Here is a 25,769-nt window from a genome sequence, read left to right as displayed (position 1 = left end):
CTAAGAGAAAAATCGCGTCAGAAGGTATGCGGTCAATGTGGGGTAGAATTTCAAGCAAGAAGAAACGATGCGAAATACTGCTCAACAGCATGTAAGCAGGCTGCATATAGAAAAAGAAATGTTACGGATATAGGTTAGTGTAAAGTTACCACAACCTATAAGCGTAACAAATAAACGGAGGGGATAAGATGAACAGCGATCTATTTCGATTTGTCCGAGTTTCCAAGCGTCTTACACAACGGGAGTTTGCCGAAGCTATCGGAGTCAGTCACGGCCTAGTCGCGCAGATCGAGGCGGGCATGAAGCGATTGACGCCGAGAACAGCCGAAAGAGTCCGACAGGCTTTCGAGTTGACAGACGAGGAACTGGCCGAATTAAGACGCATCTTAAAAGTCGTTGTATAGGAATGTCCGTCGAATATTTTAATATTCCCGTTATACATTCCCCGATAATGTCCGCGGGTTAATACGAGGATTGTAAACAATCCATTAAAACCTACAGCCGGAAAACAAGTTTCCGTCTGAACGTGTCTATAATACTTTTTCGGCGGTATTAATATTTTTCGAAGGTTTTAAAAAGCGTAGATTCCGACCAATGAAGCCATTGGTTTTTATGGCTGAATTGGGCGGTGGGTTTTAGCACTTATTTATACCCTTCTTTAAGGGCGAGGGCTTATAAACCGCGTCATATCAACGTTTGTAGTACTGTTTTAGCACTTTTATGTGCTAGACCTAAAATAAGGGAGGAATCATAGTGACGGAAATTAAAGTTATCGACTCGATCATGGGAAGCGGAAAGACAAGCTGGGCCATCCAGTATATGAACGATGCCGGCCCGCTGGAAAAGTTTATCTACATTACACCGTATCTAAGCGAGGTGCAACGCATAAGAGAAAACGTATCATGTCGTACCTTCTTAGAGCCTAATCCGCGCAATAAAAGCGGCAGTAAAATGCACAGCCTTAAGGAGTTAATCGCGGACGGCAAGGACATAGTATCGACCCACTCGCTATTCCAGACGGCTGATGATGAACTATTGGAACTTCTAACCGACAGTGGCTATACGCTCATACTCGATGAAGTAATGGACGTTATCGACAAGGCGAAAGTTACGGAGAGGGATATACGAGATTTAAAGGCGCTCGGTCATATCGAAATAGAAAACAATCGTGTGCTATGGACGTGCGTTGATTATGATACTAACGCCAAATATTCGGATATTATGCGACTAGCACGCGCAGGCAATCTATTTTATCACCGCGGCAAGTTTTTAATATGGGCGTTCCCTCCGAGGATATTCGAGGCATTCAGTAAAGTGTACGTCATGACCTACTTATTTAACGGACAGATACAGCGCTATTATTTCGATTTGTACGGATTCGAATACAGCTTCCAAGCCATTAAGTATGACGGAGAGAAGTACGCTGTTAGCGAATATAATCCAAAAAACGAAGGTAGGGAGGAATTATTCCAGCTTATTGATTTATATGAAGGAAAAAAGAACGACATCGGCAATGATTACTACGCTTTGAGTGCGTCTAAGTTAAAGAATATGTCTGATGATAACACGCTTAAGATACAACGAGCTATATATGGTTATTTTCGGAATGATATTAAAGCAAAAGCAAAGGAAATTTTATGGACGACCGTAAAAGGTGAAGGCGATACAGTACGTAAGGAATTATCGGGGAAAGGTTACGCTCGGTCATTTCTACAATGTAACGCAAGAGCAACAAATGAATATCAAGAGCGTTGGGCGTTAGCTTACGTGTTTAATCGCTTTATGAATCCGATAGAAAGGGCATTTTTCGAAGATCATGGCGTTAAAGTCGATCAAGACTTGCTAGCAGTTTCCGACTTATTACAGTGGATATATCGCTCGAGAATCCGCAACGGTGAATCTATCAATCTATATTTGCCGTCTAGTCGGATGCGTGAACTATTAAAAATGTGGGCTAAGTATGAAATATAAAAGGAGGAGGGCCATGACGCAGTACAAAGCGATCATTAACATTTTCATGGCGGATCGTCTGTTAAAGGCGGGCTTCGTTCCCGTAGAATTTAAGCCGTCATCTAAAAAGAGAGGGCAGGCGGCTTTTATATTCGAAGATACGCCGGAGTTTAGAAAAGCATTGCGGGAACTATCGCACAAAAACGACTAAGAAGGGGAAAACGACTGATGACACAACTAACAAAAGAAGAAACCGCAGTAAAAGACGCGCTATATCGCTTTTGGTTCGATCACTATACTAAGCCATACACTACCGCCCAGCGTAATCAACTTGTCGAGGACTTCGCGGCCAAGTGGCTCGATCCTTCTAAAATAAAGCTGGACAAGCCTGTCTTTTACCATCCGATGAATAGCCAAAAAAGGCGCTACGATGAACCGAAGTATACAGCGATGGATATACTGGCGGACTTTATTATACGGGCGGATATGCGCGCGGAACGTCGAGCAGAGTATCCGGTCACACATGCCGAACAGGACATAACAAACGCGGACAAGCGCGGGGAAAATGAAATCGGCCTATTTTCGGACGAAATTGACGAAGAATTAGGCGAGCGCGTGCCTAGCGGCTACATTAGCGAGGAGGATGTCGTCTCCCATCTAGCACACCAGTCAAAGCGGCCGCCAAGTGTCGAGGACGTGCGGCGGGAACTTGCCCGTGTGAAAGAGTATCCGGAATATTGGGCGGCTACATTATCGGAGGAATACGGATACGACGAGGCGGAAGCCTTAAAACGGATCAATGCGCTAAAGCTAGAGCGCGTCAAGGAGTGCCGTATATGTGGCGGAGGATTCTATACGCACGATATGAGGCGCCAGGTATGCGATCAGCAACACGGAATAGGCTCGGACGGTAGACGGTCAAAGCGGTCAGCTTGCGAGATTATAGACCAACAGAAATATAATGCAGACTATTATGAAAAATCAGTAAGTTAACCTTGAAAAAGTCCATACTAGAGTAGAGGGGTCGAGTGCAAGCCGGCAGCACTTGACGCCATAATTTTTACTATAAATGTACGGAAAAGGAGGCAAGTAAATGAATAAAGCAAGTTTTAAAGCTATGAGGTTACAGAAAGGGATGACGCAGAAAGAGTTTGCCGACCTATTGAGAGTATCAGAGTCGACGGTGGCAGCCATCGAGACAGGCCGGCGCTGTATTAGTGACACAGTACGAGCGAGAATAGCCCAAAATATCGAAGTTAACCAGGAACTTATTTTATTTTTAGGTATGTATAAGGAATTAGACAATATTATCTCACCTAAACAATAACACACGTTAAAAAGCAAGTCAAGGGGGGTTATGAAAATAACTATTAAAGGAGAGTGCGAAAAAGAATGAGCGAACGCCTATATACAAAAGACGACGTAAGCCAAATCGTAAGACAGCGAGTAAACAAGCTAAATGAGCGTATCCACGAACTGGAAATAGAACTCGAGGTCCTAAAACTTGATAAGGAGATGATCGACTATGAGCGAAAATCAGACGGAAACTGAACAGCTATATAGCGGAATGACTGCGCCGGAACAGCAGGAACAAGTCGAGGGTAAGGCCGAAGAAATCGAGGATCAAACGGACGCCCTCATCGAAATTGAGCGAGAAATCGAATCCTATCAGTCGAAGATAGCGAAGCTAGACGAACAGCTCGCCGGATTTAAGGCGGAAAGCATTGCGGAGAGCAAGCGGAAGGCCATGCGGGAACTACACTATAACGACGAGCAGATCGAGCGTTATCTCGAGCACGTCGAAGGCGAAACGGACGAGGAAATTAAGCAGTCCGTTTTTAATTTAATGCTCGAGATTCCGCCAGCAATTAATTATGTAGACCCGACTCCAATGTCAGGGCGAAGTTATCGACCAAAGCATAAAGACCCGACCGAGCTAGGCAAAAAAGTATTTGAACGCATAAAAGATAAATTACGTTGGGGGTGGTAAGTATGAGCGAAAAGCTAGAGCAAACAAAAGCCGATTATCTATCGAAATTAAAACAAGTAAAACTCGCGGAGGCTGGCGTCAGTATAACCGACGTTGATATTTACACTAAATATATTACCGGAGACAGCCCGGAGGAAATCGAAAAGCAGGCGCAAGCGGTAGCGGCAGATATTAAGCGAGAAAAAAGTTATACGGACGTATATGTTGATGACAGGTCATGGCGACCATTCAAATAAAAAGGAGACGATAAAATGACAAGGCTATTCACGTACCAATCAGATGGAAATATCGAAAAGCATAGAGTAATTCATGCTGAACATGAGCAAGCGCAGGCACTTATCGACAGTGGTAAGGCGGTTAAATTAGATTTACCGGAGCTTGAGCGTTTAGAGCAAAAGGCGGACGAGCTGCGAACAACTTACCGCGCTAATGTTGACCGTATCCGCAAGTCGGACAATCCGTTATTGCAAGACGAGAAAGTACAAAAGTATGAACTCGATAAACTCGAAAAGGAATATCGCGCCAAGACTGCGGAAATCGAGGCGGAATGGAAGGCTTACCGAGCGCAACAAATCGAAGAAGCCAAAGTAAGAGCCGCGCGGGCAGTTATTAAGGTAACGGACAGTGATCGCGCAGTAGCGGAACAGTTTAAAAATAGGGCAGCGTTAAAACTTGCGGGCGCGTCCAATAAAGGCGAAGCATTGACGGAGATTAGAAACGAGATTAACTTGCTTACAGACGAGCAGAAAACGGCTTTACAAGGACATATCGCAGGGCTTATCGGAGGTATTGACGGCAACGAGTCGGACAAGCTGCTGATAATCGAGGCGGTGCAGGATATTCGTAATAGCGATTTACTCGCTGTCAAAGTCGCGGAACAGTTGCCGACAAGTGTACTAGGAAAGCAGCGAATCGATGACATCGCGCGTCGGGTCGTACAAGATGAAGCCAGTAGCGCACTAAAAGGCGGCGGAATTGATCGAGAATTTTACGAGGAACATTTGAAAGGTAAAGGAGCGTTCATGCCTCGATGATGGCAAGCTGATGGCCGGAGAGGAAAAGGCGCGTAACCGTGCGCAATGCAAACTATGAGTTCGAGCAGACGGGGCGGTCCGGCACGCTGTCCCCGTCAATATAACAAGGAAGTGAAACGATGAAAGCTGATACGATTGAGCAAATTAAGAGCGATATAGAAAGATTATCTGCCGAGATTAAAGCGGATCGAGAAGCACGAGGATTACCGGAAGAACCGCCGCCGGACTTTGTATCGGTTGCGATGGCGTGGACTTTATACGAGCGTTGCCAGCCATTGCATCAATTCGCTATTAGATACGCCCAACTATGCGATAAAGCCAACGAAGTTTTACCACTATCGGACGAGCAAATACAATGGGCGCAGTCATTCAGACCATATACGGAGCTTATTACAGAGGTAAAACACGCTACCCTGCTTAAAGTATTAGGCGGAGCATTGGGCGGACTTATTTCGAGAATGGAAAAGCACGCCGAATGTGAATCGGCATTAGACTTATTGCGGCCTATGTTCGTTTGTCTCGACTTCTTAAAGGGCGAATACCATCCGCCACGGCTCGAGGAATATACTTGGCAATGGAACGCGAGCAAAGAGGAAAACGATAAGTTTAGTAAAGAAGTATATGCCGAATACGAGCGATTAAAAGATGAGGAATATTTCGACGCAGAATATAAAAAGCTGCGCGAACACTACGAGTCTATAAAACACTTATACTAGGGGGCCATATAATGGAAATTACTTTCGATGAATTAAAACAACGATTAAAGCCAGGTCAACGCCTCGCTGCGGAATTAATCGTTCAAAACGACTTCGCGCCAAAAGGTGAGAAAATGACGTTAGAACAAATTGCGGAGCAGGTGGGCGTTACGGATCGACAGCTTTACAACTGGCGACAGGATGCGGACTTTACCCGATATATGTCCGCAATCAGCGATAATAAGCTTGATAATTACCGAAGCCTTGCCGATAGTCAGTTGATTAAACTGATACAAGGTACTTCTAATAACGGAGTTGCCTCTATTAAGGCATTGGAGCTTTTCTATAAACTGAACGGACGTATGCAGGATAAACAAACGGTTGTCATGACGGATAATCGCAAGCCTACGTACTCGCGAGACGAGATCAGCCGCGGCTTGGCAGAACTCAATAAATACGTTAATTAAATGTTTGGCCCTGATGAGGGCTTTACGCATGGCCGGAGGTAGTACGCAGCTATCGGCAGCGGGCGGAGATCATAATTGCCCATTATGGGCATTTCCTCTTCCTTCGAGTACGCAGCTATCGGCAGCGGGCGGAGATCATAGGCATATGATGTTTAGCGGAACGGGCTGGCTTTCGGGCTAGTCCGTCTTTTTTTTATGCAGAGAATCGCGTTTAGAGCAATCGAGTAGAGGCGTCGGCGTACTATCGGCCTTTCATTGCGAAATAGGGCTTGTAAGGTAGCGCCATTATCGGTATAATCGTTGTAAGCGTGTGACATACCGTTAGACTTAACGTACATACCAACGTTTGACATACCGTAGACTTACCGACTAAAAACCGTTCACCTTGACAGGGTGGAGGTCGCTGGTTCGAACCCAGTCGGAATCATCGCTAGAACCCTTGATACTTCAATGTTTCAAGGGTTCTTTTATTTTGCTCAAAGATAGTAAAAACTCCACTTGTTGAAGAAATGTTGACCAAACTCATCAACAACACTCATTTTTAATTAGAAACAATCGTACTGTCAATTCAAAAACCTTGATATTATTTTTTTCTTTTTATAATCCCAGAAAAAACTTCGATTTGCTAACATTTTGACGGCGAAATGTTGATTCATGTTAATTTTAGATATTTTTTTATTATACTTTTATGGTTCTGTTCATCTAATTTTTATATGCACTGGCTTAGTTTGGTCTAGTCGCAAAATTGGGAGCAGAGAGAATCCTTCTTTCAAGGCAGCCTATATCAATTTCAAGCGTTGTATGAGACAAATGCTTTTCGGCATACATTCATTATTGACGAAATCAAGAAACATTATCTTTTCTGGTTCATAATATCCACTTCAGGCGACTTAGGCTATAAACCCGGCCAATTTGTTGCTTCCCCTTGGCTTATCATATCCTTTTTTCATGACTTACTCTCCTCGTATATTATTATTGACTAGTTTTATAACTAGTTTCTAAATCGTTATACCTTTCTCAAGGTATAATGCATTTAATCAGATAGAGGTTGTCGTTACTCTCCTTGAAGTTTTGTCTTCTTTAAAAAGATTGGCACCCTCTTTCATTATAGATATATTCGAATGAGCTGGATGACACATTCGTTGTCGTATATCGGACGAGGAGCAAACCATCCAGCGGCTACAACGGCAGCAGTATCGTCGACTATCTAAAAAGCATCGGCCAGGATGCAAGCTATGCTAACCGCGCGAGATTGGCCGCACAGTACGGCATATCCGGTTACCAAGGCACTGCCGCGCAAAATATGCAGCTACTCAATAAAATGCGCGCAGGCAAAACCGCCGCGGCATATCCAAAGCCCGTTAACACCAAGAAAGGCGACCAAAAGACGAACAGCATTGTTGATTATCTTAAGTCGCTCGGTGTTGACTCGTCTTACGCAAACCGGAAAAAGCTGGCAGCGCAGCACGGTATCAAGAATTATACCGGTACGGCTGCACAAAATACGCTGCTGCTTAATCAGATGCGCGGTTAAATAACGATACTGAATAAGGGCTCCTACTTGTTTATATTAAAAATCGTCATTTGCATCAGAATGTTTGTCCAATCCTTTTATACAAAATACAATATATTAATATCGAAGCCGGCTTTAATAAACAATAGGAGAGATGTATATGTGGTTTGAAGATGATTTTGTCGGTGGAGAAAGAGAAGAGCGGAGAAGGAGAGTAAGGTTAGTTTGTAGATGTAGGGAAGTAAGGGATTGGGATGATTGTGATCACGACCACCACCATGATCGTGAGCGCGAGCGATTCATTTGCCGTTGTAGAGAAATCAATGGCTAAATAAAAACAGGCCCGGCGCTGACCGGGCTTTTATACATATAAAAACAAATAGCCTTCATAACAATCTTCGCACACTATTTTGTCGAGTCTTTTTCGATTATGCGATGATCATCAAAGAGTAAATAGCCTCCATCTCACTTCAATTACCATTACACATTATGGAGGATATGTCTCAATTCATAATTCCTGACGTACAACCCCCCTGAATAATAGCCGCTTTCTTCTACGAAAGTCTCCCTTTTAATCAGAAAACCTCCCCCGAAATGCAGGGGGAGGCTTTGGTGTATATATTGCTTGGTCGAACAACAATCGTTGTATGTATTGTGCCGTATTTTCATATAAAAGCGGTTTACTAGGTTTCAAAAGCTCTTCACCCATCATATGACCTGTCATGCTTTCTCAAACCCCAAGTTTCTTTGTTTTAGCGTTCCAAAACACAGCTGATTGAAAATTCATCTCCTAACAAACGCTGTCAATCATCGTTTTGGATGTAAGTCGGGGCATCTTGTCCCTATTATGGCCCAAGAAGCTTGTATCCCTAAATTGTTGGGATCAGTCTTTTTTGTATATTTAAAAATACCATTTTTATTAAACCATTTCGAAAATAGGATATAAGGTCAAGATTATATCATAACATCTTTCTTTCGAAAATGGAATATTGTAAAGAATTATTTTACGCTATCTTAACGTTATATTGATTTTAGCTTGCTACTATTAAACTATATTTAAGTAGTTTTGTGAAAGGAGCAGACGTATGGATATTCGTATTCAAGACCTAACGATGCGTTTTGATAATATAACCGCGGTGAACCACCTATCAACAACAATAAAGGATGGAGAGCTCGTTTCATTACTAGGACCAAGTGGTTGTGGAAAAAGTACGACATTAATGCTGTTATCAGGACTCTATAAACCGACATCGGGAAGGATTTATTTTGGTAATCAAAATGTCACTGAACTTGATGCAGAAAAAAGACAAGTCGGTATGGTCTTTCAAAATTACGCATTATATCCTCATTTATCTGTTTTAAAAAACATTATGTTCCCTCTTAAAATGAAAAAAATGAACAAAATAGAAGCGAGGGAACAAGCTACTGAAATGGCAGAATTACTACATATTGGCCACTTACTGAATCGAAAGCCCGGACAATTATCCGGTGGACAGCAACAACGAGTTGCCATCGCAAGGGCGTTGGTAAAAAAACCCAATGTATTATTATTAGATGAACCTCTTTCCAATTTAGATGCACGTCTTCGTTTAGAAATGAGAGAAGAGATTCGCAGAATTCAACAAGAAGTTGGAATTACTGCTGTTTTTGTCACTCATGACCAAGAGGAAGCACTTAGTATTTCAGATCGAGTCATGATTATGAATAATGGCGTCCTGCAACAAGATAGCGAACCGCAGCAAATGTATAAAAAACCTGCAAACGAATTCGTTGCTTCCTTTTTAGGAAATCCCCCGATCAATTTCATCACTGTTGAAAGACATCGTCAGAATGAGCATTACAAAATAAAGCATACAGCACAACCGATACATTTATCGAGATTAAAACATTTTGACAGAACCACTTTAAAAATGGGCATTCGGCCAGAATCCTTATTTGTTACCACACAGAACAACTCTTTGTTTAGAGGGGACATCATTCATATTGAGACAATTGGCCGTGATACATTAATACGGGTCGATTTAGGGGAATCCACTGTCCGGGCTTTAGTTGATCCCAAAAAGAAACTTCAGATTGGCGATGTATGTTTTTTGGGAGCTGAGGAAGAAGAGATTCATTATTTTTCTAGTGAAACGGGTGAACGGTTAAAAGGGGGAAAAGTTGATGATGATCAAACCGACCTGGAAGAGTACGCTTAAAGCTTATTTTTATTTACTACCCGCCCTTATTATCCTAATTCCATTTAATATTTATCCCATTATGAAATCATTTTTAATGAGCTTTTATGTAGACTATGATTATTTCGCCAATATCGTTCATGCCTATGGTGTTGATCATTTCATCGCCATTTTTCAAGATCCGAATTTTATTAAAGCCCTGATAAATACGATTATATTTGTTGTCGGTGTCGTACCTTTATCGATTATCCTATCACTTGGTATCTCCATGTTATTAAATAGCAAAATAAAATTTCTTAGGTTTTTTCGAACGATCTATTTCCTCCCTTATGTTACTTCAGTGGTGGCTGTAGCGATTGTCTGGGGATGGATATTTCATTCGGATTATGGCTTGCTTAATTTTTTCCTCGGTTTTTTTGGTATAGATCCGATCAAATGGGTTACTGACCCGACCTATGCCATGCCTTCCTTAATCATTTTAAGTATTTGGAAAGGATTGGGGTTTAATATCATTATTTTCCTCGCTGGCTTACAAAACATAGATGAACAGTATTATTTGGCAGCAAAAGTAGATGGGGCTTAAGCTTGGCATCGGTTTACATCTGTGACGCTCCCCTTGTTATCTCCGACTATGTTTTTCGTGTCCATTATTTCGATCATAAATGGTTTTAAAGTTTTTGATGAAATCTTTGCCTTATTTGGTGGAAGACCTGGTCCTGCCAATAGCGCGTTAACGGTTGTTTACTATGTTTATCAAAAGTTCTATGAGGAATGGCAGTTTGGTCTTGCATCAACCGCGGCATTTATCCTATTTATGATCGTGTTTATTTTTACACTTGTTCAATTATTAATCGGCAGGAAGTTCGTACATTACAATTAGGGGGAATCCAAATGACACGTGATGCTTTGTCTAAAGGAACGATCTATTTTTTACTCTCTTTGGGAGCCATTTTGATGATATTACCCTTTATTTGGATGATTAGCACATCAGTCAAAGCACCTAATGAAGTAATGGCAATGCCTCCCATTTGGATTCCTGGTGAAATAAAATGGGATAATTTTTTAAAAGCGCTAGAAGTCGCACCATTTGATCGCTATTTTGTTAATAGTGTCATTGTGACACTGCTTAGTACTGTTGGTGAACTACTGACTACTATTCTGGCCGCCTATGCTTTTTCACGAATCAATTTTTTTGGTAGGGATATTTGTTTTGCCATCCTGCTTGGAACGATGATGGTTCCAGGTGAGGTTCTGATCATTCCTAATTTCGTGACATTATCTAATTTAGGTTGGATTAATACATATCAAGCATTAATCATTCCTTGGATTGCAAGTGTTTTTGCCATTTTCCTGCTTCGGCAGTTTTTCTTAACCATTCCAAACGAATTATCGTATGCGGCCAAAATCGACGGGTGTAGGGATTTTACATTTTTGTGGTATGTGATGGTTCCACTTGCCAAACCCGCCATTATTACGATAGCTCTCTTAAAAATCATTAATAGTTGGAACGCTTTTCTTTGGCCTTTAATTGTTACAAATTCTAAAGAGTTACGCACGTTGCCTGTCGGTTTATCGGCGTTTACGACAGAAGCAGGAATTAAGTATGAATTATTAATGGCCGCCTCATCTATGGTTATACTTCCTATGATCATACTCTTTTTTATCATGCAAAAATATATTGTCGCTGGTGTCGCTCGAGCTGGATTAAAAGGTTAAATCTCAAAAGGACTTTTTTGGGGGGGTGATGCCAAGCAATTTCGTTTGAGGCGTTCATGGATCGTTTGATGACTAATAAGAGTATAGGAGGAGAGATACGATGAAAAAATGGTTACCCTTCAGCCTATTTTGTCTATTATTCATTGTCGTGCTCAGTGCTTGTGGTGGAGGAGAAAATAAAGGGCAAGAAGCCACAGCAAATAATGAAAATAAAGAATCAGAAAGAACTTCAGAAGAAGGAGAAACGGATCTAGTCGAAATTGAATTTTGGCACGCAATGAGTGGGCCACATGAAGAAGCTATGAATGCTCTAGTTGAAAAATTTAATCGTGAGCATAAAAATATTACGATCAAACCTGTCAATCAAGGCGGATATGATGATTTAAGACAAAAAACAATGGCAGCTGCAAAAGCAAAAACATTACCTGCGGTAGCACAAACGGCTACAGGAGCCATCCCGGAGTATATAGCTAATGATTTGATCACACCATTAAATGAGTTTATTGAAGATAGCGAAAAGGGACTTTCCGAAGAAGAATTAAATGATTATGTCGACGTCTTCCGTGAATCTAGTCAATGGGACGATACTTATTACAGCTTACCATTTAGTAAAAGTACAAGAGTTTTATATTATAACAAAAATATATTAGAGGAAAATGGAGTCGAAGTACCGAAAACTTGGGAAGAAATTCTTCAAGCCTCCGAAAAACTGACGAAAGGTAAGACGATCGGAATGGGCTTTGAAAATTCATTTGAATTAGAATTCCAAGGATTATTGGAACAAATGGGTGGTGTTTTTATTGATGAGGCCACTAGTGAAGCAAAGTTCGCTTCAGAAGAAGGAATAAAGGCATTGAGCTTTATGAAGGAAATGATTGATGACGGTTTAGCACGTACTGCCGGTGAAGACCAATATATGTCGAATCCGTTTGGACGCGGTGATGTCGCTATGTACATTGGTTCTTCTGCGGGGATCCCGCACGTAGGCACTGCCGTCGAAGGAAATATGGAATGGTCAACAGCAGTCTTGCCGACTTTTGAAGGTAAAGCCGCTACTCCTTTTGCCGGAAATGATATCGTCATGTTTAATCAAATAGATGAAGCAGAACAAAAAGCGGCTTGGGAGTTTATGAAATTCTTGACAACCCCTGAAGTTACTGCAGAATGGTCAATGAAAACAGGTTATTTGCCTGTTCGCTATTCTGCGCAAGAATTAGAGGAATATAAAAAGTATGTCGAAGAAAATCCAGCTTATAAAGCGGGACCAGCACAATTTGATGCCGGTTTCTTTACTGCGCGTGTTAAAGGTGGAGACGCTGTCCGCAATATTGTGATTGAGGAATTCGAAACGATTTTATTGAATGAAAAGTCTGTTGAAGATGGTTTGGCAGATGCCCAAGAACGTTCAAATGCAGAACTAAAAAAATAAAAGAAGACTTTACCTGAATTATAGTCGGATCGGGCAGGGGCATACCGTACCCTGCCTTTACTCATTATTTTGATCATGATAAGGAGAATCGTGTTATGAACAAAACGACCATTACTTTTTGGAGTGGATTACGTACGATAGGTGGAAATATCGCAGAAATCACTTTTGGAAACAACCGAGTTATTTTTGACTTTGGGCTTGTTTATGATCCAGCTAGTTTGATTGTGAACGCCGATCATACGAGAGAAAAAAGCAAGTATATCACGGATTTATTAAAACTGGCTATGATTCCTAATATGGATGGAGTTTATTCGAATAAAGACTTATCGGCTGGTGAACCATTTTTCAATAAAAAGCCTGTGCCCTATGAAAAATCAAAGATGACAACAGCAGTATTGATCTCCCATCTTCATTTAGATCATATGGGCGCTATTGATACTTTGGCGCCATCTGTCCCCGTTTATATGTCCGCGGAATCGAAAAAGCTATACGATACTTTAATAAATATAGGTGAAGGCTTGACTTTTTCCCGTGAAGTACTGTCCTTCCAGTTTGCGGAAAAGCTGCAAATTGGAGCGATTTCTGTTACTCCGTATCGAATCGACCACGATATTATCGGGGCTGCTTCATTTTTAATTGAAACCCCGGATCTCAAGATTTTATATTCCGGAGATTTTCGGTTGCATGGACTGCATCCTGAGTATTTTCATCATTTAATAAAAAGTATAAGCCAGCAACAAATAGACATTCTTTTGATAGAAGGAACGACTATTAAGCCAACGAAGGAAGAAAATACGGATACACTTTGTCAAACAGAAACGGATATCATACAAGTTAGCAAACATCTTTTAAGTGAATACAAAGGATTGGCATTTTTTAATCTGTATCACCGTAATATTGAGCGTTTACATCATATTCTCCAAGTAGCAACATTAACGAATCGTACAGCGGTTTTAGAGTTGGAAACAGCCTATCTAGCAAATACATTTTTAGAGAATCCGTCTTTTTTAATTTACGATAACAAGATAAAAAAAACAGATTGGAATAAAAAATTGCTGATGAAATATGCAAGGATTACTCCGGCGGAAATGAATGTTCGCCCTGGAAATTATTTTGTGCAAAATCGTTTTGAAAACATACTAAATTTATTAGATTTTGACTTGAAAGAAAGTGTTTATATACATACAAACGGAACTCCTTTGGGCAACTTTGATCCGGATTATCCAAAATTGCTATCTGTCTTAAATCATTTAGACATTGATTACAAACCTTTACACGTATCTGGTCATGCGCTTGAAAAAGATATCTTAACATACATTGAACAAGTTAGGCCAAAGATTGTCATTCCATGGCATAGCCAATATCCAGAACTCATAAAACCAATCAGTCCAAACCAAACCGTTTTTTATCCAAAAGAAAAAGTAACATACGTTTATGAAGAAAATCATTTAAAACAAATATGAAGAATCGATCTTTCCGTCGGACAATTCATGCTTTTTTAAGTTAAAAGGATTCACTTTTTAATGCCTGACAGGTGGAACTCGCTCGTTTAAGCCCGGTCTAATGATATGACGCTGTTTCTTAAAAACATGGAACAGTGTCTTTTTGGGCCTTTTTAAATGCTTGCCTGTCATCTACTTCGGTTGGCCATTTCCCGCTTGAAAATACATAAGCCGGATTACGTTACACAGTTGGAATCAATTTGTGCTCCCTGCCATGGCGACATGCCGATCAACAGTAGATTTCCCGGCGCCAATGCAGTATCCAGCAAAAGTGCTCAAACTGTCTTCAATAACATTTGAGTATCCATCAATAAACCCACAACATCAAAATGATATGTTTATTTCGCATTGTATTCTGCTTGTCACCCCCCCCGGTCAAGGAACGGAAATAGATAAATTCGAGGGGTGTTTACAGTCCGGTGTTCGACCGAACGCGGGTAATCTGGCTGACGGATTTACATTTTTCATTCAATTGTCAATGATTTTTTTAAAAAAACACTATTATTGTAATGAAATCAGCCGATACATTAAATAAGGCGATCATTTTATGTAGCCTGGCAGTTAAAATTGTTACTGACATTACTGAAACATGTCAGGCTGCTCCGCTCGTAGTTACTATACCGATAAAACTTTTCTGTCCACAATATTGTCCCCTATACGGGGTTTTTTTGTGGCTGTTCGAAAGGAGTATGATTGAGTAATGCATGTAACATAAAATTTTTGTTTGATTCAAACATGAAGATCCAACTTCCAAGGATGCTTATTTTTTGAGGGTGCCTATAAGCCGATTGGAATCGTTTTATTCCTCGGAAAAGCGCCATTGTTATATATACGCGGTTTATCATGTGTGAAGACCTGAATACATTTGGGCTACCATCGGCTTTATATACTCTTCTTGGAATTTCTGGAACATTTACATTCCTGATTGGACGCTTCGCCGAACAGGGATAGAGATCGTGGAACGAAGAAACTCAGCGAAAGGATGATAAAGATGCGTTGGTTCCTAAATAAAAAAACATCATTTAAATTACTGTCGACTTTTATTCTCATTGCTGTCATACTTGCCGGTGTGAGCATTTATGCCATGGCAAATATGAGTAGAATTCATGATATTGGTTCTGAAATGTACACGGATGCATTGAAGCCAATGGAAAATATGGCACAAGCCCAGAATGGACTCTTGCAATTAAGAATTACTTGGCGTGACATAGCCACTTCTGAGGATAATGAGAACCTGGAGGCAAAGACCGAAGAATTAAAGCAAGTCAGGAAAGATATTGAAGAAGATATTGGCATTTACACCGATTCTTATAAAAATCAACCTAAAGAAGCGCAACAGGAGGCGCAAGAGTTTCATGACATGTTTATGGCGGACTTCAAAGCCTATAACGATTTAATGGATCAAGCAATCCAGTCGGTTGTCGCGGATCGGAGAAGCTTTCCACAACTGGATGACGATTTGTATGGCTATCACAATCGATTAACAAATAGTCTCGAAGAGATATGGGAATTGGACATGTCGCTTTCGAAAGAAGAATATGATAATTCTAATAAAACTTTTTCCACTACGATAAAAATCATGATTGCCATCGTCGTCATCACATTAATCATTTGTATTGCTTTGGGAATGATGCTCACAAGGATCATTGCCCGTCCGCTTGATCACATGGCGGATTTGTTGGAGAAGGTGGCGCAAGGGGATCTGACTGTAACAACCAATATCCAAACGAATGATGAGATTGGACGGCTTGCTGAGTCCCTGAATAAAATGGTGTTTCAGATGAGGGAGACTGTCGGAAACATTTTGAGCGCGGCAGGGAATCTTTCAGCCTCTGCGTCCCAAGTATCCGCTGCTACTGAGGAGATTGCCAGCTCCAGCACCGAACAGGCGAATTCAGCCCAAACAATGAATGAGTTGTTTAAAGAATTATCGGATGCGATCAGTGCCGTCGCACAAAATACAGAACAGGCTGCTGAACTTTCTAATAGAGCCATTAAAGTCGCCCAAGATGGGGAAAAAGTAGTGTTGTCTTCTGTTGAAGGTTCGAATCTTGTTAGTGAACGAGTGGCTCAGTTGGAAGAAGACTCCAATAAGATTGGAGAAATAATAGAAGTGATAGATGATATCGCGGATCAGACGAATCTATTGGCTTTGAATGCGGCCATTGAAGCTGCCCGCGCCGGAGAACAAGGCCGTGGCTTTGCCGTTGTGGCCGATGAAGTGCGCAAGTTGGCTGAAAGAAGCGGGGAAGCGACAAAACAGATCACCGATATCATTAAGGAGATGCAGGACAACACGCATAGAAGCGTAGCTGCGGTTGAGGACGGTCTGACATATACTCAGAAATCCGGAGAGGCGTTTAAAGAAATTATCGACGTGGTGAACGACACCGGAAATAAAGTGACGGAGATTGCCGGAGCCAGCGAAGAGCAGGCGGCACAATCAGCGGAAGTTCTTTCCTTTATTGAAAGCATTTCTGCTACGACTGAAGAAGCGGCGGCAAGTAGCGAGGAAACAGCCTCAACGGCCCAGGCTTTAAACGATCTTGCTGAACAGCTTAACCGGTCTGTCGAGTCCTTTAAAATAAGGTAAACATAATAAGTAACCAGTCCCGGTTTTTAACCGGGGCTTTTCATGTTTATGTCGGTAAAGTCTTTTGGCCATCACGCCAAAAATAATGTTCTCGATTGGTGAATTCATGATTGATTCCAAATAGTTATTTCATGTCTGGTTGAATGTCGCTTCCGAAAGAAGATTCAACGATTGATAAAGCAAATAATGAATTGCAGGGGGCTTTCTTTAAAAACTCGAGATAAAGCGAGAATAGTAAATGGCAGATCAACTGCCAATAAACATCCGATTGGTTAACGAACAATCAGCGGACTAAAAGCCTGCTGATTGTTTTGCTTTATTCAGTCAGATCCCCGCATCTATTGATATATGATTCTTCTTGGCCGTTGCCTAGACCCGGGGACTCGTTGAATCCGTATAGATTGACCATTTGCAGGAATTCTGAGTTTATACACGAAAATTCGGCGTTCTCCCATGGCATGGCTTCTGGAAGTGGGTGTCGGTATAATGTTTGCCGGGTTGGCGGGGTCCAGTATCCAGTGAGAATACCAGATTGCTCTTAAAAATTGCCGGTTGGTACTTTGTGGTCGCTCATCCAATATACAATGTCTCCTTTGTCCGACCCAATAAAGGTACCTGCCCAAATGAACGTTGTATCGATTCGCGTTTACATCATAATACCTAATGCCAACGCATTCTCCGGGGTAAATAATATCCCGTACATTATCGCGGGTAGCTGTTTGGCAGCTTCCATTAATAGGGTGTTCTTAAAACTTTCCGCAATTGGTTTGTAGTAAAATATAAATATTGTTGGCGTGGCCGGCCGCTTGGGTTATTTGCATTAATGGCCAAATGGCTTAGTATGATCCCTCTATATTGCTGCAAATTAGCGTTGTTAACAGTTCTGCTCACACGTATCGTGTTGTTGTCGATACTTAAAACGCCGCCTACTAATCTCCCATTGTGAACGCAATAGCCGCTCGTATTACACGAAGCACCTTGGTTAGCCCGATATAATACCCCAACACATGTCCCTCTCGTTAATATTGCCACTCGTTGTACCCCCTTGTTGATTGATGGCGTATTGAACTCTCATTATTCCAGTCAGCATGATTTGTATCTAAATTCCGGTTCTGTTTGAATATAGTAGCCATTTCTCACCTCATGCGCCCAGTTTTTTAATACCTCTTTCCAGGCGTTACTATTGAAAAACTCATTCAGAGGTTGGGAAGGGTCCCACTCTAAAAAGATTAAAAAAGGCGCAATGCCCGGACTCCAAATCCCTGTACCTTCAACGCCTCTTTCTCTAATAAGAAGGAGAGGCAGCCCCCGTTGATAGGCCATACTTGGCTCGATTTGTAAAAATTCCGATCCTAACCACTCTATTCTCGGTGTTGGAAATCTGCCGGTATTCGTTCCTAATACATCAACTTCCAATTGTTTGAGATTCGTTGCAATAAGCCATAACTCGAATTAACTAAACGCCTAACATTTTCCAAAACCGTTTCTGGGTATTGTTCGGTTCTCGGCAATGTCCTGGGGAACAAGAGCTCTCTTCTGATTTCACGAATCAAACGCCTCATAAATGCTTCTTGGACAGCATTTAAAACATTGGGTCTGCTTAAAAATACTGGAATTCGATACAAACGATCAGCGGATTGCCGCATCATTTCATCCATGCTATTATTCGTTTGCTCTGTTTCACGGAGGTGATCATCTACTTGATTCAAATCTGCTCTGCAAGCTTCACAATCACAGATCATGTCGCTATCATAACCCCTTCTATACGATTGATTCATAGGCTTTCACTCCCTTATACTTTGTTCTCATATTAAAATATGACCGGTGTTGTACAAGGTTTGGGTTTCTAATCAAAATAAGGAATGTTCATTAACCTTATGTGACTATATTTGAATGTGGGAAACTCTCATGCCGAATCTTGAAAATAAATAATTAGTCTATGGGCAGAGGATTCAAGTTTGCATTATATGATCGAAATTGAAAGAAGAAGAATGAGAAAAAATAAACGAAAATGTAAAGCTAGCTCTTTGTACATATGCTATGCAGGCGAATCGTCCAAACCGTTTTTTTGCTGGCAAAATCTATTCCAATCGCAGACAAACATATTTTAATAGGCATATTCAGGGAACTAGTTGCCTTCTGTTTATCTTCGATTTGAATATAATGGAAGGGAAATAGACATGTGAAATAGCGATAAAATCAAATGAATTGGATCACGTGTATTTTTTCAGCAATACCCTTTTGTATAACGTCGCATGCAGCCAAAAGCCAGAGCATTATGCTTCAGTAAAAAAGAGTTGGCGGTTGTAATAATAAGGTAAAAGGGAGAAAAAGATTCGAATCGAAAAAGGAAGCGGGCGTTGTTTCAGACAAAATAAAGGAGGAGCAGCATCCAATGTAAAGTATCAGGATGATGACAACTTTATTTTTTCCGAAGCTGAAAAATAATAAGGTAATATAACGAGATCCACGAACAATCAAATCAGTAAGCCGTAAAGAAGAAACACGCAGCAGTGACAACATTACTTTTGTTAAACTCGAAGGAGCTGGACGCTCAATCTGAGGGGGCTGGCTTCGTTAAGAGAAAAATGGCGGCTGAGGAACAGGTCGGCCGATTGTTAATGTACCGCCCGGGATTGCCAAAACTGGATGAAGAAGAATTCCAAGCGGCGGCAATCTTGAAATGATATCGGAAGAGAGGAATGATACTTCGGAAGAAAAACGATGATCGATCAGCAGTCAAAAAAAGTTGGCTTGACATATAGTTGATAAGTTACCGCTGTCCTGCCACGTCGAGTGCGTAGCATTGATGTCAAGAATAGATGAATAAGTGTAGTTATAGCGTTGAAATAATAAGGTTTTCCAGTGTTTTGGGAAGTTGCCAATACTGGGAAATCTTATTTTATTTGGTAAGAAATAATGGGAAAAATCACGATGAAATAGGGTTGAGTTGATAGGATGACTTTTGCGTAGGAGAGTTGACAGAATTGATGCACTCTACTTAAAAGGCGTCAAATTGTTGACGCCTTTTAAGTGCTTGTAGTATACTAAAATAGATTAAAAGAGGTTAATATAGAGGGTTGATAATATGGAATTAGATTTAGAAGGTTATAGAGATTGGTTGATTAATAACCAGAATTATTCAAAAAAAACAATAAGCAATACCGTTTCTAGGATGAAGCGGGCAAATAGAATTTTATCATGGTTTAATGACCCTGTATATTTGTTCGAATTGGAACGAGAATCCGAATTTAAAGAATTGTCGTGTTCAGTACGTTCTCAGATTAGAAGAGCGGTAAAACTATATTTTGAATTTCTGGACAATGGTAAATCGACAAGAGATGGTAAAGCAAGGGATATTAAAGTTTTATCGTTATTTGCAAATATAGGGGTTGCAGAAGCATATTTTGATGAAATTGGTATAGAAGTACCAGTTGCCAACGAACTTGAGAAACGTAGAGCAGATTTATATTCAAAGATCTATCCAGAAACTAATATGATTTGTGGAGATATAACCAATGAAGAAATTTTAGAGAAAATAATTAATTTAAGTATCGAGCACGGGGTTAATACAATAGTTGCAACGCCACCATGCCAAGGAATGAGCACCGTAGGAAGATTGGATAAAAATGATAAAAGAAATAAATTAATAGTACCAGTTATAGAAATTATAAAACGAGTGAAGCCTAAGTATGTTTTTATAGAAAATGTCCCTAATTTTTTGAACACTATTATAAATATAGAAGGTGAAGATGTTTTAATACCTCATTTGATTGAAAGAGAATTAAAGTCTGATTATCTAATCAATGACTATGTTATAGACACTAAGAACTATTCGGTACCCTCAACACGTGAACGTGCAATCATTTTAATGACGCAAAAAAATATGGGAATAAAAGAGTGGAAAATGCCTGAAAAAGATACTCAAATGGTCACAATGCAGGATGCAATTGGGCACTTACCCATATTAGACCCATTCATTACTGATATATCTGAAGATGAATTATTAGAGATTTTTCCACGCTTTTATGAAAGGAAAAGTGAAGCTGAAAAAATTTCAAAGTGGCATATACCTCCCCATCATGTGAAAAGACAAGTCATTGCAATGCAACATACCCCAACAGGATGTACTGCCTTTGACAATGAAAAACATTATCCAAAGAAAGAAAATGGAGAAAGAGTAAGGGGATATAGGAATACCTATAAAAGACAAAATTGGAGTACACCAGCTTATACCGTTACAATGGATAACAGAAAAATATCATCACAAGAAAATGTCCATCCGGGTAGACTAGAGTATGTAAATAGTGAAGGGGAAGAGATTTATTCAGATCCGAGAGCACTTACTTTATATGAGATTATGATAATAATGTCAATTCCAGAGAGTTGGCCATTACCTGATGATATTTCAGAAGCTTTTGTAAGACGGATAATTGGCGAAGGGATACCACCTTTATTTGTAAAAAAGGTATTTGAAAACTTGAATTAGGAGATTAAATTATGGGAAAGTTAAATGGTGTTTCTTTATTTGCTAATGTCGGTGTAGCAGAAGCATATATGAGTGAGCTAGGCATTGATATTAAAATTGCAAATGAAATTGACGAAGAAAGAGCAAGATTTTATAAGGAAATTTATAGTGATACAGAAATGATTATTGGTGATATAACAGACGATAAAGTTCGTGATGAAATTGTAAAAAAATCAATTCAAAATCAAGTTGACTTTTTAATAGCAACACCCCCTTGTCAAGGAATGAGTGAAGCTGGATTAAGACTAAAATATGATCCACGGAATCAATTGATAACCTATGCAATAGATGTGATTAAAAGAGTTAAGCCTAAGTTTGTGTTACTAGAAAATGTCCCTAAACAATTAACGACTAAAATTAAGTATGAGAATGATATTATATTAATTCCTGAATTTATCAAAAGGGAATTAGGTGAATTTTATAAGTTTAATAGAGAAACATTAGTTATGGCTAAAGATCATGGAGTTCCACAATTACGTGAAAGAAGCATATTCTTGCTTGTAAGAAATGACTTGCCATATACTTGGGAGTTCCCGGAAAAGCAACCTGAAATTACTTTACGAGAAGCAATTGGTCATTTACCTTCGCTTGATCCTAAATTAAGAGAAGGTTTAGATTTTACATTGGAAAAGTTTCCGGACTTTGAAAGAAAAAAAACTTTGGGACTCGAAGTTTCAAAATGGCATTATCCACCTACACATTCTTGGCGGCAAGTAGAATGGATGTTACACACACCATCCGGAAGACCTGCCATTTATAATGAGAAATATTATCCGAAGAAAAAAGATGGTACTCCAGTTAAGGCTCACCATAATCATTATCGAAGATTGAAATGGGACATGCCAAGTCGAACAATTACACAAAACAACGGTGTCATGTCTTCTTTGGCATGCGTACATCCAGGAAGAGAATTTATTAATGAATCTGGCGAGATACTTTATTCCGATCCTAGAGTACTATCAATATATGAATTGTTAATTGTTATGTCACTTCCGCTGGATTGGAGTATACCTGACTGGGCAAGTGAAACTTTAATTAGAAAATCAATAGGTGAGGGGATTCCGCCGAAATTAGTTAAGAATATAATGTTGGAATTATTAAAACAATTTTAGGGGGAGAAATCATGGGGAAAATAGTTATGCCAAAGAACAGTGCCTTGTTACATGAGGTTGAATCAGTTTTAAAAATATATTACGAAGCTAATGATTGGTTACATAATAGTGTTTATAAAGAACGTTTAAAGGAACTGATAGGACCAGATCAATACTCATCTTCATATACAAAAAAAGCACAAATTACTTCATATTTTGGATTTACAGTCTGGGAAGATATAAATAACCCACAATCGAAACGTAGAATTACTGAATCTGGAAAAGCTATTTATGAAGCTATCAGAGATAATAACAAAAATAGGATTCAGGAAATTTTAATGCAATCTTTGGAAACTGTTAAATTTGGTCGAGAAAATTACGGAAGCCCAGAAAGTGATTCGGATGTGGAACCTCCAAATCTTTATATTAGAGCAATATTAGATTTAGAGTATTTAACATATAGAGAGTTTGCTTATTTACTTTGGAAACTAGAAGATGTTGGTGGCAATTATACGGATAGTTTGCAAGAAATTAGAAGAATGCGTACAGAAAATTCTTTTGTATTAGATGAAGAGGCAAGTAAATATGCAGACTGTAAGCCGATTATGGTTTTAGTACGATGGGGATTTCTTGCCGAACAAGAAAACGTAGCAGGACCAAAGCGAATAATAGTCGAACCAACAGTTTTAGAACAATACGAGAAACGCTTAAGAAACCTAAAGGTCTATAATATTGATAAAGATGTATCGGATCCAATAATAGATAGGGACAGAACAATGGAAATTAATCGTTTAACTGGTGGAAATAACATTTTATTATATGGTGTCCCAGGATCAGGAAAAAGTCATGAAATAAAAACAAAATATTGTAATGATTTTAATTTGATGGAACGAGTTGTTTTTCATCCAGATTACATGAATACAGATTTTGTTGGCCAGATTTTACCAACAGTAAAAGGTGAAGGGGAGGAAAAAGAAATCACTTATGATTTTACTCCAGGGCCTTTTACAAGAGTGCTTAAAAAAGCAATAGAAAATCCAGGTAGTCATTATTATTTAGTAATTGAGGAAATTAATCGTGGTAATGCTCCGGCAATTTTCGGTGAAATATTTCAATTATTGGACAGGGATGATGATGGTAAAAGTTCATATGAAATTACAAATTACAATATAGCAAATGAAATATTCAATGAAAAAGAAAGACCTATTTATATCCCGTCTAACTTACATATTTTGGCGACTATGAATACTGCGGATCAAAATGTATTTACTTTGGATACTGCATTCCAAAGAAGATGGAATATGAAAATGATTGAAAATGATGTGACAAAAGCGGAGCATGCGGATATTAAAATTCTTGATACGAATGTAACTTGGAAAAAGTTTAATACGACTATTAATAACCAAATTATTACTAGCAGTGCTTCAACTCTATCGTCTGAAGATAAACGACTAGGTGCTTACTTTGTTACAAAGAATGTTTTACAGTATTACTCAATTACTGAAAATCGGGAAGAAATATCAGAAAAATATAAAGTAGATTCAAGTGATACCGAGAGAATTAATAGAATTATTCAAGATTTAAACTCAAGATTTGGAGATAAGGTTATTAAATATCTTTGGGATGATGCATTTAAATTTAGCCGGGAAGACTTGTTTGATAGTAGCTATAAAAGCTTAGAAAAAGTTTTGGACGATTTTAATAGATATACGGCAGATGCTAGGTTTAATATTTTTAATCAGGATATCAGAGAGGATTTATTTTTGGATAGCTCGACTGAGGGGAATATAAATGAGCAGTGATTTTAACGATGTTTTAATGTCCAAATCTTTAAAAGAATATTGTAGAAATGCTACTAATAAAGAAGGAGATACATTCGTTGGAATTAAATCTGAAATTAAAGGTGACAGGCACGAAATAAGTGTGAACTTTCCAATTGGTTATAAAATATCCGAAAAAGAAGAAAAAATAAGGGATGAAATTATAGATTTAATTGGAATATTAGCTTCTTATAATGATAAACAATCTAGAGTTTCACAAATTAACCCTAATCAGGTTTTAAAAACCGTTAGGTTTCCAGTTCAGGCTTATTTTAGGGTAATGCAGTATTTTTTGGATTATGATTATTATATGGAAAATGAAGAAGTCTATGTTCAAGGTATGTCTGGACCTGTGAGTATGAAGCAAACTATAAAAAAGATTCATCCAATTGTTCAAAAGTCAGGGTTTGTATTTCCGAATTTAATGGTTAGAAAAAGTAATGATACCGATAAACACCTTATCACTGAAATTAACAAATTTTGTGTTTATGAAAGTTTTATGAAACTAGGTTGGATTTACAAACAAAAATTACCCCCACCTGCAAGTGTGAAGAATCCAAATCTAAAAGTTTATCGCAGCATATTACTACAAAAATTAGAAAAAACCAATGATGATTCATTGAAACAATTGTTTCAAAGTATGCTTGCAATAATTGAATTTAGAAATAGTGTAGATGATCCTGAAGAATTTTATTTTGGAACTAATAACTTTGAATATATATGGGAAAAATTAATTGATGAAACTTACGGTGTTTCTGATAAATATTTCTATTTTCCAAAAACATCCTGGAAACTAAGAATTGGTGAAAGAGAAAATGCTGCACTTGAACCTGATACCATTATGGTAACAGATGATAATATAATAGTTTTAGATGCGAAATATTATAAGTATGGAGTTTCTGGGAAAGTAAGTGACTTACCAAGGTCAACATCGATTAATAAGCAAATAACTTATGCTGAATATATTGCTGAAAATCCAAAGTTCGATGAAAAGCGCAAAGATGGGAAAGAAGTACTAAACGCATTCTTAATGCCATTTAATTTAGGAAATAATAGATTCAATGCAAATAACAATTATTTTTCGATTGGCGAAGCGGTGGCAGATTGGAAAAGTTCTAATAAGGATTATGAACGAGTGCAAGGAATATTAGTTGATGTAAAAACATTAATGGCAAATTCAACTAGACCAAATAGACAAGAGATAAAAAAGTTATCTGAAGCAATAAAAGAAAGTTTAGAATTGAATAAAAAGATGTAGAGTGAG

General features: G+C 39.1%; 27 protein-coding genes. 25 read left to right on the top strand and 2 right to left on the bottom strand.

Going from position 1 to position 25,769, the window contains the following annotated elements:
* Positions 1-188 precede the first annotated feature (188 nt).
* From MHB50_RS11365 to MHB50_RS11270, 20 genes are all read left to right on the top strand, one after another.
* Positions 189-404: a helix-turn-helix transcriptional regulator gene (locus MHB50_RS11365; RefSeq protein ID WP_340083816.1), complete on the top strand. Its 216-nt coding sequence runs from the start codon at positions 189-191 to the stop codon at positions 402-404.
* A 349-nt stretch (positions 405-753) separates the two neighbouring features.
* Complete coding sequence (locus MHB50_RS11360) at positions 754-1,971, top strand: hypothetical protein (RefSeq protein ID WP_340083815.1); 1,218 nt, start codon at positions 754-756, stop codon at positions 1,969-1,971.
* A gap of 13 nt (positions 1,972-1,984) precedes the next feature.
* A complete protein-coding gene (locus MHB50_RS11355; protein WP_340083814.1) occupies positions 1,985-2,161 on the top strand; it encodes a hypothetical protein in 177 nt (58 codons plus the stop codon).
* Between the two features lie 17 nt (positions 2,162-2,178).
* On the top strand, positions 2,179-2,943 hold the full coding sequence (locus tag MHB50_RS11350) for a hypothetical protein (protein ID WP_340083813.1): 765 nt from the start codon (positions 2,179-2,181) through the stop codon (positions 2,941-2,943).
* A 100-nt stretch (positions 2,944-3,043) separates the two neighbouring features.
* Positions 3,044-3,277: a helix-turn-helix transcriptional regulator gene (locus tag MHB50_RS11345; RefSeq protein ID WP_340083812.1), complete on the top strand. Its 234-nt coding sequence runs from the start codon at positions 3,044-3,046 to the stop codon at positions 3,275-3,277.
* Between the two features lie 65 nt (positions 3,278-3,342).
* The gene (locus MHB50_RS11340) at positions 3,343-3,501 is read left to right on the top strand and encodes a hypothetical protein (RefSeq protein WP_340083811.1); all 159 of its coding nucleotides are present in this window, start codon (positions 3,343-3,345) and stop codon (positions 3,499-3,501) included.
* Positions 3,476-3,940: a hypothetical protein gene (locus MHB50_RS11335; RefSeq protein ID WP_340083810.1), complete on the top strand. Its 465-nt coding sequence runs from the start codon at positions 3,476-3,478 to the stop codon at positions 3,938-3,940. Before MHB50_RS11340 ends, MHB50_RS11335 begins: the two co-directional genes overlap by 26 nt.
* A 2-nt stretch (positions 3,941-3,942) precedes the next feature.
* On the top strand, positions 3,943-4,176 hold the full coding sequence (locus tag MHB50_RS11330) for a hypothetical protein (RefSeq protein WP_077110255.1): 234 nt from the start codon (positions 3,943-3,945) through the stop codon (positions 4,174-4,176).
* A 15-nt stretch (positions 4,177-4,191) separates the two neighbouring features.
* Positions 4,192-4,974: a hypothetical protein gene (locus MHB50_RS11325; protein WP_340083809.1), complete on the top strand. Its 783-nt coding sequence runs from the start codon at positions 4,192-4,194 to the stop codon at positions 4,972-4,974.
* A gap of 119 nt (positions 4,975-5,093) precedes the next feature.
* Positions 5,094-5,690, top strand: a complete 597-nt coding sequence (locus tag MHB50_RS11320) for a hypothetical protein (protein ID WP_340083808.1) — start codon at positions 5,094-5,096, stop codon at positions 5,688-5,690.
* Between the two features lie 11 nt (positions 5,691-5,701).
* Entirely contained in the window at positions 5,702-6,136 is a 435-nt protein-coding gene (locus MHB50_RS11315; RefSeq protein WP_340083807.1) for a phBC6A51 family helix-turn-helix protein, read from the top strand.
* A gap of 1,252 nt (positions 6,137-7,388) precedes the next feature.
* Positions 7,389-7,670 carry a DUF3597 family protein gene (locus MHB50_RS11310; protein WP_340083806.1) on the top strand — a complete coding sequence of 94 codons (282 nt, stop codon included), beginning with the start codon at positions 7,389-7,391 and terminating at the stop codon, positions 7,668-7,670.
* Positions 7,671-7,809: 139 nt separating this feature from the next.
* The gene (locus MHB50_RS11305) at positions 7,810-7,980 is read left to right on the top strand and encodes a hypothetical protein (RefSeq protein ID WP_171973915.1); all 171 of its coding nucleotides are present in this window, start codon (positions 7,810-7,812) and stop codon (positions 7,978-7,980) included.
* A 754-nt stretch (positions 7,981-8,734) separates the two neighbouring features.
* The gene (locus MHB50_RS11300; RefSeq protein WP_077112005.1) at positions 8,735-9,847 is read left to right on the top strand and encodes an ABC transporter ATP-binding protein; all 1,113 of its coding nucleotides are present in this window, start codon (positions 8,735-8,737) and stop codon (positions 9,845-9,847) included.
* Positions 9,813-10,409: a sugar ABC transporter permease gene (locus MHB50_RS11295; RefSeq protein WP_340083805.1), complete on the top strand. Its 597-nt coding sequence runs from the start codon at positions 9,813-9,815 to the stop codon at positions 10,407-10,409. Before MHB50_RS11300 ends, MHB50_RS11295 begins: the two co-directional genes overlap by 35 nt.
* Positions 10,410-10,442: 33 nt before the next feature.
* Positions 10,443-10,706: a hypothetical protein gene (locus tag MHB50_RS11290; RefSeq protein WP_340083804.1), complete on the top strand. Its 264-nt coding sequence runs from the start codon at positions 10,443-10,445 to the stop codon at positions 10,704-10,706.
* 11 nt (positions 10,707-10,717) lie between these two features.
* Positions 10,718-11,542, top strand: a complete 825-nt coding sequence (locus MHB50_RS11285; protein ID WP_077112007.1) for a carbohydrate ABC transporter permease — start codon at positions 10,718-10,720, stop codon at positions 11,540-11,542.
* Positions 11,543-11,642: 100 nt separating this feature from the next.
* Complete coding sequence (locus tag MHB50_RS11280; RefSeq protein WP_077112008.1) at positions 11,643-12,971, top strand: ABC transporter substrate-binding protein; 1,329 nt, start codon at positions 11,643-11,645, stop codon at positions 12,969-12,971.
* 95 nt (positions 12,972-13,066) lie between these two features.
* Positions 13,067-14,434, top strand: coding sequence for an MBL fold metallo-hydrolase (locus MHB50_RS11275; RefSeq protein WP_077112009.1), 1,368 nt, complete (start codon positions 13,067-13,069; stop codon positions 14,432-14,434).
* A 1,030-nt stretch (positions 14,435-15,464) separates the two neighbouring features.
* Positions 15,465-17,066, top strand: a complete 1,602-nt coding sequence (locus MHB50_RS11270; RefSeq protein ID WP_077112010.1) for a methyl-accepting chemotaxis protein — start codon at positions 15,465-15,467, stop codon at positions 17,064-17,066.
* A 732-nt stretch (positions 17,067-17,798) separates the two neighbouring features.
* Here MHB50_RS11270 and MHB50_RS11265 read toward each other — a convergent pair.
* Together MHB50_RS11265 and MHB50_RS11260 are read right to left on the bottom strand one after the other, a co-directional pair.
* Positions 17,799-18,098 (bottom strand): hypothetical protein, encoded by a 300-nt coding sequence (locus MHB50_RS11265; protein ID WP_340083803.1) that lies wholly within the window; start codon positions 18,096-18,098, stop codon positions 17,799-17,801.
* 365 nt (positions 18,099-18,463) lie between these two features.
* Positions 18,464-18,844, bottom strand: a complete 381-nt coding sequence (locus MHB50_RS11260; protein WP_340083802.1) for a hypothetical protein — start codon at positions 18,842-18,844, stop codon at positions 18,464-18,466.
* A 735-nt stretch (positions 18,845-19,579) separates the two neighbouring features.
* On the opposite strand from MHB50_RS11260, the gene MHB50_RS11255 reads away from it, so the two are divergent.
* The 5 genes from MHB50_RS11255 to MHB50_RS11235 all read left to right on the top strand — a co-directional run bounded on the left by MHB50_RS11255 (position 19,580) and on the right by MHB50_RS11235 (position 25,763).
* Positions 19,580-19,753 (top strand): hypothetical protein, encoded by a 174-nt coding sequence (locus tag MHB50_RS11255; protein ID WP_340083801.1) that lies wholly within the window; start codon positions 19,580-19,582, stop codon positions 19,751-19,753.
* Between the two features lie 401 nt (positions 19,754-20,154).
* Positions 20,155-21,555, top strand: coding sequence for a DNA cytosine methyltransferase (locus MHB50_RS11250; protein WP_340083800.1), 1,401 nt, complete (start codon positions 20,155-20,157; stop codon positions 21,553-21,555).
* 11 nt (positions 21,556-21,566) lie between these two features.
* On the top strand, positions 21,567-22,706 hold the full coding sequence (locus MHB50_RS11245; protein ID WP_340083799.1) for a DNA cytosine methyltransferase: 1,140 nt from the start codon (positions 21,567-21,569) through the stop codon (positions 22,704-22,706).
* Positions 22,707-22,717: 11 nt separating this feature from the next.
* Positions 22,718-24,487, top strand: coding sequence for an AAA family ATPase (locus tag MHB50_RS11240; protein ID WP_340083798.1), 1,770 nt, complete (start codon positions 22,718-22,720; stop codon positions 24,485-24,487).
* On the top strand, positions 24,477-25,763 hold the full coding sequence (locus MHB50_RS11235; protein ID WP_340083797.1) for an LlaJI family restriction endonuclease: 1,287 nt from the start codon (positions 24,477-24,479) through the stop codon (positions 25,761-25,763). The genes MHB50_RS11240 and MHB50_RS11235 overlap by 11 nt, the downstream gene beginning before the upstream one ends.
* The last annotated feature ends 6 nt before the right edge of the window (positions 25,764-25,769 follow it).

The organism is Siminovitchia sp. FSL H7-0308, assembly GCF_037980985.1.
GTDB lineage: Bacteria > Bacillota > Bacilli > Bacillales > Bacillaceae_C > Siminovitchia > Siminovitchia thermophila.
The sequence above is the reverse complement of the archived record's forward strand: the minus strand, read 5'-3'. Positions and strand labels throughout refer to the sequence as shown.